We start from the raw sequence: 14,278 nt of genomic DNA on the forward strand, positions 1-14,278 counted from the left end.
CGACCGCCAATCCGCCCGCGTCAACGCCGTCATCGCTGATGGGACGGCACGTCAGGCGTCGCACGCCGACCCATCGCACCCGTGCCCCATTCGAGGCACGGCAGAGCGATCCGGCCGCCCTCCCACCTGGGAGAGCGGCCGGCCGAGGAGGTGAGGCGGCGTCAGTCGTTCTCGCACTGGTTGCCGAACGCCGGGTTCAGCAGGGCGAGGCCGTCGACCGTGTTGCCGCAGACGTTGACCGGGATGTGCAGGGGAACCTGGATGACGTTGCCGGACAGCACACCGGGTGAGTGCGCGGCGGCGGCCTGGGCGCCACTGTCGGCGGCGGCGAGGCCGGCGGTGCCCGCCGCCGTGGCGGCGGCGACGGAGGTCAGGACCAGACCCTTCGCGATACGCGACATGGAGAGGTGCTCCTTGGGGTTGACGCAAACATCCGGGCGGACGCCCGGCGCTGTGTCAACGCGTGGAGCGCGCGGGAGTTGTGCCGCCAATGGGGTGATCCGGCCTGGGGTCGGTGTTCACCATGACGACACTCTTGTCTGGTTTCGAATGGTTCGTATCGATATCGGCTAGAGTCTCCGACCGTCCGACTCACCCTGAAACACGCCTTTCGAACACACGGGTTACTACTCGTACATGTTCGATCTTTCCGCGGGTTTCCGATCAAACGATAACCAGTCGGCCCTCCGGCTCGTTTCCCACCGGGACGCGGCCCGGGCCGGTGTGCTGTTCGTCGCCGCCGACATACGGCCGTGAGGCGCGTACCCGCCCGTCCAGCGTCACCCGTGAGCGAGGAAACCGCGCGATGCACCAGTCAGCCACCGACCCTCGGCCACGGGTCCTCCACCTCACACAGTCCGTCGAGGGCGGGGTCGCCCGTGTAGTGGCGGACCTGACCCGAGCCCAGCTCGCGGTCGGCCTGCGGGTCACGGTCGCCTGCCCGGACAGCGGGCTGAGCGCGTTACTCCGGCGGCTGGGGGCCGACGTACGGCACTGGCACGCCACGCGTGCGCCGGGACCGTCGCTCGTCGGCGAGGTACGCCGACTGGCACGGCTGCTCGACGACGTGCGGCCCGATCTGGTGCACGCGCACAGCGCGAAGGCCGGGCTGGCCGGGCGGATCGCCGTACGGGGAAGCGTCCCCACGGTGTTCCAGCCGCACGCCTGGTCGTTCGAGGCGGTCACGGGGCCGACCGCGGCGCTGGCGCTGACGTGGGAGCGGTTCGGGGCGCGCTGGGCGCACCGCACGGTGTGCGTGAGCGAGGCGGAACGGCTGAGGGGGCTGCGGGCCGGGATCGACGCCCGGTGGGCGGTCGTTCCGAACGGGATCGACACCGGGCGTTTCCGTCCCGCCGCCGGCGCCGTACGGGCCTCGCTCGGGACGGACGTCGATCCGGCGGCGCCCCTGGTGGTCTGTGTGGCGCGGCTGTGCCGGCAGAAGGGGCAGGACGTACTGCTGGCCGCGTGGCCCGCGGTGACCCGGCGGGTGCCGGGGGCGCGGCTGGTGCTGGTCGGCGACGGGCCCGGCCGGGAGCGGCTGCGCGGGCCGCAACAGGTGCTGTTCGCCGGGGCGGTCGCCGACCCCGTGCCCTGGTACCAGGCGGCCGACCTGGTGGTGCTGCCGTCGCGCTGGGAGGGCATGGCGCTGGCCCCGCTGGAGGCGATGGCCTGCGGCAGGGCCGTGGTGACGACGGACGTGGACGGTGCCCGGGAGAGCCTGCCGCCCGCGCTCGTGCCGCACTGCCTGGTGCCGCCGGAGGATCCGGCCGCGCTGGCCGACGCCGTCACCGCGCTGCTGCTCGACCCGCGCCTACGGGCCTCGCTCGGCCACCGGGGCCGCGAGCACGTGCTGGCCGCACACGACGTACGGCACGCCGCCGAGGCGATGGCGGACGTGTACCGCGCGCTCCTCGGCACCGGGATCGCGGCGCCCGCCGCGCCCACCGAGTACAGGGAGTCCATCCACTCGTGACTGCGGAACGTACTGCGGAAACTACGGCCCCCGGCACCCCGCCACGGGACCACGGATTCGCGGCCGTCACGGTCGTGCCCGCCCCCGGGAGGAGCGCCGAGCTCCGTCTCCCGGTTCGGCGTCCCACGGACCGGCTCGCGTCGGTGCCGTTGCTCGGCGCCGACCTCGGCGCGGCCGTGCTGGGGGCGCTGACGCTGAGCCGGCCCGCCCTGATGGCCCTGCTGGTCGCCGGGGCGGTGCTGCTGCGCCCCCGGCGGTCTCCCCGGCGTGGGCAGGGGATGCTGGACGAACTGCCCGCCGTCTGGGGCCGGATCGCGATCGTCTGGCTGACGCTCGCCGCACTGGCCGCCGCGTACGACCCCCGGCACGCGCTGCCGGCCGGCGCCCTGGCCCTCGGTTTCGCCGCGCACGCCACGGCGGGCTGCGCGGGACGCGGGCTGGTGCACTGGCGGCGGCGGGTGACGCTGCTGCGGCAGCCGCGGGCCGCGCTGGTCGTCGGGCCCGCCGACACCGCGCGGCGGGTGGCCGCCGCCGTCCTGCGTCATCCGCGCTGCGGGGTGCGGCCGGTGGGAATCGTCGCCGACCACCCGGACGGCACCGAGGTGCTGCCGGTGCTGACGACCGGTGAGGAGGTCCACCGGGCGCTCATCCAGAACGGCGTCCGCGACGTGCTGGTCGTCCATCCCGCCGTGCGCACCGAGCACGGGCCGCTGCTGCGGACGCTCGCCGCGTCGGGGTGCGCGGTGTGGGAGCTCGATGCGGACTCGCCGTCGTACGAGGCCCGCGAACAGCTCGCCGGGTACGCGTGCCGGCGGCTGGACCTCGGGCCCGGGCGGCGCGCCGACCCCGGCAAGCGGGTGCTGGACGTGGTCGTGTCGGGGGCGCTGCTGCTGGGGGTCAGCCCGCTGCTGCTGGCCTGCGCGCTGGTGCTGCGGATCAGCGAAGGACCGGGCGTGGTGTTCCGGCAGGAGCGGATCGGGCAGGACGGCCGTCCCTTCACCCTGCTGAAGCTGCGTACCCACCGCCCGGCCGACGAGCGCGAGTCGGCGACCCGGTGGAGCGTGGCGAACGAGCACGACATGCCGTGGTTCTGCCGCTTCCTGCGCCGCACCTCGCTGGACGAGCTGCTCCAGCTGTGGAACGTCTTCCGCGGCGACATGAGCCTGGTCGGGCCGCGCCCCGAACGGCCCTACTTCGTCGACCGTTTCAGCCAGGCCCACCCCGGCTACGCGGCCCGCCACCGTATGCCGGTCGGCATCACCGGGCTCGCCCAGGTCAACGGGCTGCGCGGCGACACCTCGATCGAGGACCGAGCCCGGTTCGACAACGCGTACATCGACAACTGGTCGCTGTGGCAGGACGTGTGCATCATGCTGCGCACGGCGGTCGCGCTCGTGCGTCCGACGGGGAGCTGAGCGCCGATGAGCTTCGCTGTGCCCGCCGCGCGCACGCGCATCCTCTCCCCCGTCCTGCCCGTGGTGGCCGTGGTCGCCCTGCTCGGGCTGCCGGTCGCGCCGGGCGGCGACGGGGGTGCGACCCCGGCCGACGCGGCCTCGGCGCTGGTGGTCGGCTTCTGCGTGGTACGGCTGCTGCGGCAGCGGCGGCGCCCCCTGTCCCGTACCGCCGCCGTGATCCTCGGGCTGCCCGTCGTGGGACTCGCCGTGGCGGCCATGGGGGCGGCTTCGCCAGGGACGGGGCTCAGCGGGATGGGCCGCTATCTGCAGGTGTTCGTGCTGGTGCCGGCCGCCGTGGTGCTGCTGATCCGGGACCGGGGGGACTTCCGGCTGCTCGCCTGGTCGTTGGTGGCGCTCGCCGGGTGGCAGGGAGCGGTCGGCGTGCACCAGTACGTGACCGGGACCGGTGCGTCGTACCAGGGGCAGCCGATCCGGGCCGTGGGCACCTTCGGGCCGCAGGACGTCATGGGAATGGCGAGCGTGGCGTCGTTCGGAGTGGTGTGCGCGGTCGGGCTGGCGCTCGGTCGGGCACCCGTACGGCAGCGGGTCGCCGCCGCCGGCTGTGCGCTGGCGCTGCTGGTGCCGCTCGCGCTGTCCTTCAGCCGGGGCGCCTGGATCGCGACCGCAGTGACCTGCGTGGCGCAACTGGCGCTCGCCGGGATGCGGCGCGCGCTGCGGGTGGGCGCGGCGGCGGTCGCGGCCGGGGTGGTCCTGGTCGGCGGCTTCGGGGTCGGCACGGCGTTGTTGCAGGAGCGGCTCGCGAGCATCACGCAGGTCACCGACGCGCCCGACCAGTCGGTCACCGACCGGTACACCATGTGGGCGGCGGCGACCGACATGTGGCGCGAACAGCCGTTGACCGGCGTGGGCCTGAAGGGCTTCCCCGAGTACCGCGACGCTCACGCCTCCCTCGCGCTGTCCGCGGCCAGTGACACGGAGGGCGCGGGCGCGGCCTTCCGCAGGCAGCCCCTGCTGTCCCCGCACAACATGTACCTGCTGGTGCTCAGCGAGCAGGGGCTCATCGGGCTGCTGGCACTCGCCGGAAGCTGGCTGGCGGTGCTGGTGTGTGCGGTGCTGGGGTTGGTACGGGCGCGGCGGACGGACGCCGGGCCGGGGCTGGACTGCGCGCTGGTTGCCTGCGGCCTGCTGGTGTGGCAGCTGACCGACTTCGTGTACGCCGACATCGGGGGGCCGTCGACCGTGCTGACCGCTCTGTGCCTCGGCCTCGGGGCGTGGTGGGCGCTGATCGGCGGGCGGCCCGTGGAGCAGCATGCGGCGGGCGCCGGGCGGACACGGGCGGGGCGGCGTCCCGAGGAGGCAGCGGCTCGATGAGGCCGACCGACCTCGTGTCCGCCGGCGCCGGCGGATCCTCGACCCTGCTCACCGCCCTCGGTCTCGGCCGTGCGGCGTGGTGGGCGTCGGCCGGAAGGCGCCCCGAGGAGGCACCGGCGCGATGAACATGACGCCTCCTCGGACCCCGCGGTCCGTCCGGCCGACCGTGCCCTCCGCGCGGCCCGCGCCGCCCGCCGGGGACGGTGCCGAGCCGCCCTCCGAGTCCCGCGGCTTCCTCGCCAAGGCCGCCCTGCTCACCGCGGCGCTCTCGGTCGCCGGGGCGTCGCTGGGGCTCGCGCGGGATCAGGCGCTGGCCCGGCTGTTCGGGGCGGGCCGTGAGACGGACGCCTTCCTGGTCGCCTGGACGGTGCCGGAGTTCGCGGCCACGCTGCTCATCGAGGACGGGCTGGCCCTCGTGCTGATCCCGGCGTTCAGCCTGGCGCTGTCCCGGCGTGCGCAGGGCGCGCCCGGCGACCCGGTCCGTGCGCTGGTCGCCACGACCCTGCCCCGGCTGTCGCTCGCCCTGGTCACCTCCGGAGGGCTGGTCGTCGTCGGCACCCCCTTCCTGGTCGACGCTCTCGCGCCCGGCCTGCCCGACCACGCCCTCGCCGTCGACTGCACCCGGCTCACCGCGACCTGCGTGCTGAGCTTCGGGCTCGCCGGGTACTGCAGCGCGGCGCTGCGGGCGCACCGGCGCTTCCTGGCTCCGGCGGCGATCTACGTCGCCTACAACACCGGCATCATCGCCACGATGCTCGTGCTCGGCGGGCAGTGGGGGGTGCGCTCGGCGGCGGTCGGGGTCGCGGCGGGCGGATGCCTCATGGTGGCGATCCAACTTCCCGCGCTGTTGCGGCAGTTGCGAAGGAAGAGCGCCGGTGTGCCGGCGGACGCCGGGGAGACGCCGCGTCCGGTGGGGCTCGCGCTGGTCTGCGCGGTGCTGCTGTTCGCGCTGTGCCGTCAGTCCCAGGTCCTCGTCGAACGGTTCATCGCCTCGCACCTGGACCCCGGAGCCATCTCGCACCTGAACTACGCCCAGAAGGTCGCGCAGATCCCGATGACGCTGTCGCTGATGCTCGTCACGGTCACCTTCCCGGTGGTCGCGCGCGCCCTCGCCGACGGCGACACCGAGCGGGCCCGCGACCGGGTGGAGCGGGATCTGGCCCTGGCGGCGTGCATCGTGCTGCTCGGCGCGGCGACGGTCATCGCGTGCGCCCCGCAGATCATCGAACTCCTCTTCCAGCGAGGAGCGTTCACCGCCCAGGACACGGCGGCCACGGCCGACGTGATGCGGGTGTACGCCCTCGGCCTGCTCGGCCAGACCCTGGTCGGCGGTCTGCTCCGCACGTACTTCTGCGACGGCCGCCCCAACTGGTATCCGCTGGCCGCGATGACCGCGGGCATCACCGCGACCGCCGCTGTCGGGGCGGGCACGGTGGGGCCGTGGGGGGTGAGCGGCCTCGCCGCGGCGAACGCGGCCGGAATCACCCTGACCGCGGGGCTGCTGCTCGGCGGGGCACGAGCAAAGAGCTCTCGCCGGAGCGGGCTCGCCGACGACTCCGGCACCGGCGTCGGCGGCACCCCCACCGCCCGCAACGTCGTCCCCCTTCGCCTCCGCCATGTCCTCACGCACCTCGGCCGACCGCTGGGCGCCGCCTTCGGCGCCACCGCCTCGGGCGCCTTCGCCGCGAGCCGGTTCGAGGCACCCCTGCCCGGCCTGCTCATGGGCGTTGCGGCCGTGGCCGTCGTCTTCGTCCTGCTCGGCGTCGCGCTGGGCGAGCAGGGCGTCGCATCCGCACTCCGTTCCGTACGTTCCGTGACCAGAAGGCTTCCGTATGTCCGTTCCCGTTGACAGCGGCACGCGTGCCGTACGCTCCCCGGCCCCGGTCCCGTGGGTGGCGATGTACCACTCCGTGGGCGACTGCTCGGACGACCCCTACCGCATCACCGTCACCCCGGACCGCCTGGACCGGCAGCTGGCCTGGATGCGTCGGCGGGGGCTGCGCGGCGTGTCCGTGGCCGAGTTGCTCGCCGCACGCGAACGGGGCGAGGACCGGGGTCTGGTGGGGCTGACGTTCGACGACGGGTACGGCGACTTCGTCGACGCCGCCCTTCCGGTGCTGCGCCGTCACGACTGCGGCGCCACCCTCTTCGTCCTGCCGGGCCGGCTCGGCGGACACAACGCGTGGGATCCGCTGGGTCCGCGCAAGCCGCTGCTGACCGCCGACGGCATCCGGGCCGCGGCCGGGCAGGGCGTCGAGATCGGCTCGCACGGTCTGACGCACCTGGATCTGACGAAGGCCGACGACATCACTCTCAAGGCCGAGGTCGTCGAAAGCAGAGTGGCCCTCGCCGAGCTGACCGGTACTCCGGTCGCCGGGTTCTGCTACCCGTACGGCACGGTGGACCGGCGGGCCGTCGACGCCGTTCGGGACGCCGGGTACGCGTACGCCTGCGCCATCGACCCCGGCCCGCTCACCGGCCCGCACGCGCTGCCCCGGCTGCACATCGGGCAGCACGACACCGCCGTACGCCTGCTGCTGAAGTACAAGCTGCACCGGCTGCGCCGCCGCCCGGTGGAGGGGGTGTGATGAAGGCCCTGCACATCATCACCGGCCTCGGTGTCGGCGGCGCCGAACAGCAACTGCGGCTGCTGCTGCGGCACCTGCCCGTCGACTGCGATGTCGTGACGCTCACCGACCCGGGCCCGGTCGCCGACGGCCTGATCGCCGACGGCGTCCGCGTCACCCACGTGGGTATGGCCGGCAACCGGGACCTCGGCGTCCTGCCCCGCCTCACCCGCCACATCCGCGCCGGCGACTACGACCTGGTGCACACCCACCTCTACCGCGCCTGCGTCTACGGCCGTCTCGCCGCCCGTCTCGCCGGGATAAGGGCCGTCGTCGCCACCGAGCACTCTCTGGGCGAGTCCCAGATGGAGGGCCGTCGGCTGACCGCCGGCGTCCGCGCGCTGTATCTCGCCAGTGAACGCCTCGGCCGCCGAACGGTCGCCGTCTCCCCCACGGTCGCCGCCCGGCTGGAGCGCTGGGGTGTCCCAGCCGCCCGGATCGCGGTCGTCCCCAACGGCATCGACCTGGCCCGGTTCCGCTTCGACCCGGCCCGGCGGCAGCGCACCCGGCAGCGATTCGGCCTGCCGGAGACCGCGTACGTCGTCGGGGCCGTCGGACGCCTCACCGCCGGCAAGCGCTTCGATCTCGCCATCCGGGCCCTTGCCCACCTCCCAGGCGCATACCGGCTGTTGCTGGTCGGCGGCGGCCCCGAGGCGAACGTGCTGCGCCGCACCGCGCACGAGGCAGGTGTCGCCGACCGCGTCCTGTTCACCGGCGAACGCCCCTACGTGGCGGACGGCTCCCCGGGCCCTGATCTGCCGTCCCTCACGGCCGCGATGGACCTGCTGGTCTCCCCGTCCCCGGAGGAGGCTTTCGGGCTCGCGGTGGTCGAGGCGCTCGCGGCCGGGCTGCCCGTCGTGTACGCCTCCTGCCCGGCGATCGAGGACCTGCCCCCGCACACCGCGCCCACCGCCCGCCGGGTGACCGGCGGCGCCCCGGAGTTCGCCCGCGCCGTCGCCGAGGCCCGCGCGGCCGGTCCCCTGCTCCGCACGGCCCCCGAGGCCGCCCAGCACTACTGCATCACCCGCAACGCCGCCCGACTCATGGACGTCTACGCGACCGCGTTCGCCGCCCCGCGTGAGGCGGCGCCCTCGTCACCGTCACCCCAGGGAGCCAGCACCTGATGACCGAGAACCCCACCGGACAGCACCGCCGGGCCGGCCTGCCCGCCCGCGTCAGGACACTCCCGCCCTGGACCCTGCTCGCGGCCGGCGCGGTCGCCGGCGGACTGCTCGGCGGCGCCTACGGCATGCTGAAGACGCCGACGTACACGGCCACCAGTTACGTCGTCGCCGTACCGACCGAGAAGTCCGACCCGGCCACCGCGCTGGGCTTCGCACAGGCCTACGGCCGGATCGCCACGCAGGTCGCGGTCCTCGGGGACGCACAGGTCTGGTCGGGCGTGCCGGTGAGGACGCTGCGGGACAGCGTGCGAACGGCGACCTCGCCGGACGCGCCGATGCTCGCCGTCACCGCCACCTCCTCCCGGCCCGACCTCGCCGCCGACATGGCCAACGCCGTGGCCCGCGCGCTGACCCGGCACGCCGGTGACATCGCGGGCGCCACCAACGTCGAGCTCCAGCAGTTCGCCCGCGCCACGAAACCCGCCCAGCCGTCCTCCGCCTCCAGCACGGTCACCGGCCTGGTCGGGGCGAGCGCGGGCGGGCTGCTCGGCGGACTCGCCCTGCTCGTACGGCCCCGGCGAAGCACGGACGACTCCGGGCGGACCGCCGCCGTGCCGGGACCGGCCGTCGCCGTCGACGCGCACGGAACGCTGTGAAGCCGTCGTACCGCACCGAGGTCGTCACCGACGAGCCCGCCTTCGCCGAACTCGGCCCCGTCTGGGGTCGCCTGTACGGGCGGTCCGCGACCGCGACGCCGTTCCAGAGCCACGCCTGGCTGCACTCGTGGTGGCTGTCGTACGGCAGGCCCGGGCGGCTGCGGCTGGTGCTGGTGCGCGCGGGCGACGAACTCGTCGCGGCGGCTCCGCTGATGCGGGTGACCCGTCCCCTGCCGTCGCTGGTACCGCTCGGTGGGGCGATCTCCGACTACGGGGACGTCCTGGTGGACGCCGAGCACGGGGAGTCGGCGCTGTCCGCGCTCACCGAGGGGCTCGCGGCGGCGGCGCGCACCGCGCTGATCGACCTGCGGGAGGTCCGTCCTGGCGGCGCGGCCGAGCAGGTGTACGAGCGGTGGCGCGGGCCGCGCCACCGGGTGAGCGACTCGCTGTGCCTGGAGCTGCCGGCCGTACCGATGCCGGATCTGATCGCCCGGCTGCCGTCGAAGTCCCAGCAGCGGGCGCGCGCCAAACTGCGCCGGCTGCACACGCTGGGCATCGAGCCGAGCGTCGTCAAACCCGACGACGTGGAGGGGGCGCTGGCGCGGCTGCTGGAACTGCACCGGTTGCAGTGGCAGGGGCGGAAGGTGACGTCGGAGCACCTGCGGCCGAGGTTCCGTGACCATCTGGTGCGAGCGGCGGCGGAGATGGTGCGCACCGGGGACGCGCTGGTCACCGAGTTCCGGCTGGACCGCGAGGTGGTGGTCGTCGATCTGACGCTGATGTCGCGGCGGCTGATCGGCGGCTATCTGTACGGCGCCCACCCGCGGCTGCGGGAGCACAGGGCGGACGTGGCGGCGATGCTCCTTCAGGCCTGCACCGAGCAGGTCAGCACCGCAGGGATCGGCACGCTGAGCCTGCTGCGCGGCGACGAGCCGTACAAGCACCACTGGCGGCCCACGACCGTCGTCAACCAACGGCTGCTCCTGGCACGGCGGCGCACCGCACCGCTGCTGGCTGCGGCGGTGTGCGCTGCCGGAGCGCGACGCCGGGGCAGGGAGCTGGCGCGCCTGCGGAAAGGGCGTGACGGCGGCGGCAGGTCCTGAACTGGGCCTGCCGCCGTCGGCGGCGCGCCGGGTCACCGGGCGCGCGACCACCAGTCGAACCGCGTGCACAGCTTCCCGCCGAGCCAGTACTCGACCCAGTCGCCCAGGTCCAGCGGCGAGCAGTGGGCCGGGGGTGTCTCGGGCGGCGTGGTCGGAGCGGGCGGCGTCGGCTGCGTGGGCTGCGGGGCCGGGGCGTCGGTGCGGCCGGAGAGTAGCGTCCGGTACACGGCGGCGGACTTCGGATTGTCGTCGCACTGCCAGACGCCGTGCGGGCAGTAGTCGGTCAGGGTGTTGTAGAGCGGTTTGTGCTCATCCATCCAGGCGAGCATTCGGCGCATATATTCCGGGTTGTCACCGTTGCGGAACAGTCCCCATTCGGGATAGGAAATCTGCTTGCCGTGAGCTTTCGCGAATTCCACGTGGTCCTGAAGTCCGTACGGCTCTTTCACCTGTTTGTCGAAGGACAGTCCGGCCGGCTGGTCGTACGCGTCCATTCCGATGATGTCGACCGTGTCGTCCCCCGGATAGCACTGCGTCCAGGGAATGGCGTCCCGGCCGCGTGTCGGGGTGAAGTCGAACCGGAATTCCTGGCCCGGCACCGAACGCATGGTGGTGACGATCCTGTTCCAGTACCGCTTCCAGGCCCGCGGGTCCGGCCCGCAGCGATGGGTGTACGTGATGCCGTTCATCTCCCAGCCGAGCACGATCACCGTGTCCGGTGCCTTCAACGCGACCAGTCGCTCGGCAAGCGCCCGGAAGTGGTGATCGAACTGCCCGGCCGCACCACGCCTCAGCAGCGCCCGGACCGTGGCGTCGGAGAGCCCTTCCTCGTTGCGCTCCAGCATGGGCACGTTCAGGACGAACATCCGGTCGTCCTCGGCGTTGCGCCAGTCCGCCCACGCCTCGAGGAAATCGGGCGCGCCCTCGATGTTGCTCCACCGGTCGCCCGGCAGATATGTGTGCCCGACGCGCAGTTCGGCACCGTCGAGCCAGCGGCTGAGCTGGGCGATCCGCGCAACGCCGCGTTCCCCGTAGTGGAGGTAGGCCCCGAAGGCGGGGAACTGCTTCGCGGGCGGCTTGGGGCTCTGGGGTGTCGCGGGCGCCGCGGGACTCGCCGAAGTGCCGGGGACCGCGGGACTCGCCGGTGTCGTGGGGGGAGCGGGTGTCGCGGGTGTCGTGGGCGCGGGGGCCGGCAGGTCGGGGGTCGCCGTCACCCCCAGTCCCAAGGCGAATACGGGGCCGGTGGCCAGGGCTGCCGACGCGACGACCGTCGCCGCGAGGCACGCCAGCCGACAGGGCCTGACCCGGCGGTGCTGTGCGGCCATGTCTGCTCCTTTCCGCACTTTCGCGCTTGTCCTGTCCGGCGATCGGCGTTCTCTTCGACGGGCGGTGACGGTGACGGCTTGTCCGAAGGCTTTCCGGTCCAGCTACTGACACTCAGTCACATCAGTATGAATTCCGCCAGTGCGCGTGCGACGTACGAGTGCGCCACACCCCCCGCACGGGTGAAACGACCGAAGGAAACCACCGTGTCGCTGTTCGACACCCGCGTCCCCGCCGTTCTGCTGCGGATCGACCGGAATCCCTTTCACCACGGAACCCTGGGAGCCGTGCGTTCGCTCGGCCGAGCGGGGGTGGACGTGCACGTGGTCGCCGACTGCGCGGCCAGCCCGGTCCGTACGTCCCGATACGTCCGGCAACTGCATCCGCCGCCCGGTCCGAACGCGTCCCGCGACGACATCGCCGAGGTCCTCCTCCGGGTCGCTGCCGGGATCGCCCGGCCCGCCGTGCTGATCCCGATGGACGACGCGAGCGCCATCGCGGTGGGCCGCCTGCGCGACGTCCTCGCGGCCGCGTACCTGCTCCCCGCGATCCCGTGCGACCTGCCCGAACGCGTCGCCGACAAGGCCGAACTGGCCTCCGTCTGCGCGGCCTCGGACCTGCCACACCCACGCACGCTGGTCCCCGACAGCACCGACGAGGCCGCCGGAGCCGCCTGGCGCCTCGGGCTGCCGGTAGTGGCGAAGTGGAGCCGCCCCTGGCTGCTGCCCACCGAAACCGGCCTGCGCAGCACCAGGCTCGTGCGCTCCACGCAGGAGGCGCGGGAGCTGTACGCGCGCTCCGAGGAGGCGGGCAGCCGGCTGCTGCTGCAGGAGTTCCTGCCGCCGGGTCCGGACCGCGACTGGTTCTTCCACGGGTACGCCGACCGCTCCGGGACCCTCCGCGCGGGCGGCCCCGGCCGCAAACTGCACGCCTGGCCGCGCGCCGCGGGCCTGACGGCGGTCGGCGAGTGGTCCCCCAACCCCGAGGTGCGGTCGCTCGCCGAACGGCTCGTGGGCGAGCTCGGCTACCACGGCATCCTGGACCTCGACTTCCGCCGCTGCGGCACGACGGGGCGGTACCACCTGCTCGACTTCAACCCGCGCCCGGGAGCGCAGTTCCGGCTGTTCACCGACACCGCCGGACTGGACGTCGTGCGCGCACTGCACCTGGACCTGACCCACCGTCCGCTGCCGGACGGCGCACCCCGGCCCGGCCGGGCGTTCGTGGTGGAGAACTACGCCCCGCTGACCGCGCTCCGCCCGGCCCTCGGTGGCCGTGAACTGGCGTGGCACGCGCGCGACGACCTCGCCCCCGGCCTCGCGATGAGCGCCCTGTGGACCCGGCACGTGCTGCGCCGGCTGCGCGGGCGGCTGCGGCCCGGGCCGACGGTGGAGGTCCGGCCGCGGGTGCCGCTGGTCCGGCAGGCGACGGGACCTGTGGAGTCCGGCCTCACGGGCGCGCCCGGCCTGTCCGACCTCTCGGGTTCTCCCACCGCTTCGGGCTCCTCCGACGTGGAGAGGGCGAGCAGTCGCTGACGCACGGCCCGCCGGTGGGCACCGCCGGTGCGGTCGTGACGGCGCCCCGTGTGACGGTGGTTCGTCACCCGGGGCGCGTCGTTGTCACGGACCTGGTGCGGGGGTCTCCGGCACCGGGTACGTCATCTGCGGAGCGTGGTTCGTCCCCGCCAGTACAACAGGGAACCGCTCAGGATCAGAGCGGCGCTCGCGCCCGAGGCGGCGAGTACGGCCTCGGTGCCGGTGTCGGGAAGGGAGGGCGGGTTCTTGCCGTCACCGCCGGTGGGAGGTGTGTCGGTGGGCGGCTGCTCCACCGGAGGCGAGGGCGGGTTGTCGTCGCCGGGAGGCGATGTCGGCGGTGCCGAGGGGGTCGAAGGCGGCGGGGGCGGCGGCGTGCTGGGGGGCGAAGTGGGCGTGGGCGGGTTCGACGGGGTCGGCGTGGGCGTGGGCGTGGGGGCGTCGCCGTAACCGCTGTCCTCGCCGTAACCGCTGTCCTCGCCGTAACCGCTGTCCTCGCCGTAACCGCCGTAGCCGGTTCCGGAGTCGTCGCCATAGCCGCCCGGGAGGCCCTCGGCGGTGTCCCCGTAGGCGCCCGACGTGTCGTCGGCGGCGCCCGTCCGCGAGGTGTCCCCGGCTTCGGCCTCGTCCGCCGGGACACCGTCGTCGACGTCGGCAGGGACATCGACAGGGACTTCGGCAGGGACTTCGGCAGAGGCATCGGCAGAGGCATCGGCGGGGACATCGCCGGAGCCGTCGTCATGAAGGTCCTCGGAGGACCCTGCATCATCGATGGCGTCGACCTCGTCGAGGCCCCCGGACGAGTATCTTCCCTCGTCGCAGGAGGCGCCGAAGGCCGAGTTCAGGCCGGCGAGGGCGTCGGCCGTGTCGCCGCAGGCGTTCACCGGAACGCCGAGCGGAGCCTCCACGGTGCTGCCCGACGCCACGCCGGGCGATCCCTTGGCCGCCCCGCCCGCCGTCGAGTCGGCGAGGGCGGCGCCGCCGCACAGGGACAGCATGCTCGTCGCGGCGGCCGCCGCGACGACTCCCTTCCTCAGGGTCTGTCGCAATCTCGTTGTCTTCCTGCTCGGAGAGGTGGAGAAGGCCAGCCTTGGAGAGAAGCGGAGTCGTCCAAGGCCGGCCGTGGCGCAGCGAGCGGGTCGGTGCGTTACGTCG

Annotated in this window: 12 protein-coding genes; 9 read left to right on the forward strand and 3 right to left on the reverse strand. The window is 73.9% G+C overall.

What is annotated here, in order from left to right; all coding sequences use genetic code 11:
- Window positions 1-161: 161 nt before the first annotated feature.
- On the reverse strand, window positions 162-401 hold the full coding sequence (chpG, locus tag IPT68_RS13180) for a chaplin ChpG (protein WP_189701989.1): 240 nt from the start codon (window positions 399-401) through the stop codon (window positions 162-164).
- A 404-nt stretch (window positions 402-805) separates the two neighbouring features.
- On the opposite strand from chpG, the gene IPT68_RS13185 reads away from it, so the two are divergent.
- From IPT68_RS13185 to IPT68_RS13220, 8 genes are all read left to right on the forward strand, one after another.
- Entirely contained in the window at window positions 806-1,972 is a 1,167-nt protein-coding gene (locus IPT68_RS13185) for a glycosyltransferase (RefSeq protein ID WP_189701988.1), read from the forward strand.
- On the forward strand, window positions 1,969-3,387 hold the full coding sequence (locus IPT68_RS13190) for an exopolysaccharide biosynthesis polyprenyl glycosylphosphotransferase (protein WP_189701987.1): 1,419 nt from the start codon (window positions 1,969-1,971) through the stop codon (window positions 3,385-3,387). The genes IPT68_RS13185 and IPT68_RS13190 overlap by 4 nt, the downstream gene beginning before the upstream one ends.
- Window positions 3,388-3,393: 6 nt before the next feature.
- Entirely contained in the window at window positions 3,394-4,758 is a 1,365-nt protein-coding gene (locus IPT68_RS13195; RefSeq protein WP_189701986.1) for an O-antigen ligase family protein, read from the forward strand.
- A gap of 121 nt (window positions 4,759-4,879) precedes the next feature.
- Window positions 4,880-6,607, forward strand: coding sequence for a murein biosynthesis integral membrane protein MurJ (gene murJ, locus IPT68_RS13200; RefSeq protein WP_189701985.1), 1,728 nt, complete (start codon window positions 4,880-4,882; stop codon window positions 6,605-6,607).
- Complete coding sequence (locus IPT68_RS13205) at window positions 6,591-7,346, forward strand: polysaccharide deacetylase family protein (RefSeq protein WP_189701984.1); 756 nt, start codon at window positions 6,591-6,593, stop codon at window positions 7,344-7,346. Before murJ ends, IPT68_RS13205 begins: the two co-directional genes overlap by 17 nt.
- Entirely contained in the window at window positions 7,346-8,509 is a 1,164-nt protein-coding gene (locus IPT68_RS13210; RefSeq protein WP_189701983.1) for a glycosyltransferase, read from the forward strand. The genes IPT68_RS13205 and IPT68_RS13210 overlap by 1 nt, the downstream gene beginning before the upstream one ends.
- Window positions 8,509-9,165, forward strand: a complete 657-nt coding sequence (locus IPT68_RS13215) for a YveK family protein (protein WP_189701982.1) — start codon at window positions 8,509-8,511, stop codon at window positions 9,163-9,165. Before IPT68_RS13210 ends, IPT68_RS13215 begins: the two co-directional genes overlap by 1 nt.
- A complete protein-coding gene (locus IPT68_RS13220) occupies window positions 9,162-10,268 on the forward strand; it encodes a GNAT family N-acetyltransferase (RefSeq protein WP_228040419.1) in 1,107 nt (368 codons plus the stop codon). The genes IPT68_RS13215 and IPT68_RS13220 overlap by 4 nt, the downstream gene beginning before the upstream one ends.
- A gap of 32 nt (window positions 10,269-10,300) precedes the next feature.
- On the opposite strand, the gene IPT68_RS13225 is transcribed toward IPT68_RS13220, so the two are convergent.
- Window positions 10,301-11,593: a glycoside hydrolase family 26 protein gene (locus tag IPT68_RS13225; RefSeq protein ID WP_189701981.1), complete on the reverse strand. Its 1,293-nt coding sequence runs from the start codon at window positions 11,591-11,593 to the stop codon at window positions 10,301-10,303.
- 204 nt (window positions 11,594-11,797) lie between these two features.
- On the opposite strand from IPT68_RS13225, the gene IPT68_RS13230 reads away from it, so the two are divergent.
- Window positions 11,798-13,126, forward strand: a complete 1,329-nt coding sequence (locus tag IPT68_RS13230) for a carboxylate--amine ligase (protein ID WP_189701980.1) — start codon at window positions 11,798-11,800, stop codon at window positions 13,124-13,126.
- A gap of 122 nt (window positions 13,127-13,248) precedes the next feature.
- On the opposite strand, the gene IPT68_RS34805 is transcribed toward IPT68_RS13230, so the two are convergent.
- Window positions 13,249-14,172, reverse strand: a complete 924-nt coding sequence (locus IPT68_RS34805; protein ID WP_228040421.1) for a chaplin — start codon at window positions 14,170-14,172, stop codon at window positions 13,249-13,251.
- Between the last annotated feature and the right edge of the window lie 106 nt (window positions 14,173-14,278).

Origin of the sequence: Streptomyces chromofuscus, from assembly GCF_015160875.1 — a bacterium.
Lineage (GTDB): Bacteria > Actinomycetota > Actinomycetes > Streptomycetales > Streptomycetaceae > Streptomyces > Streptomyces chromofuscus.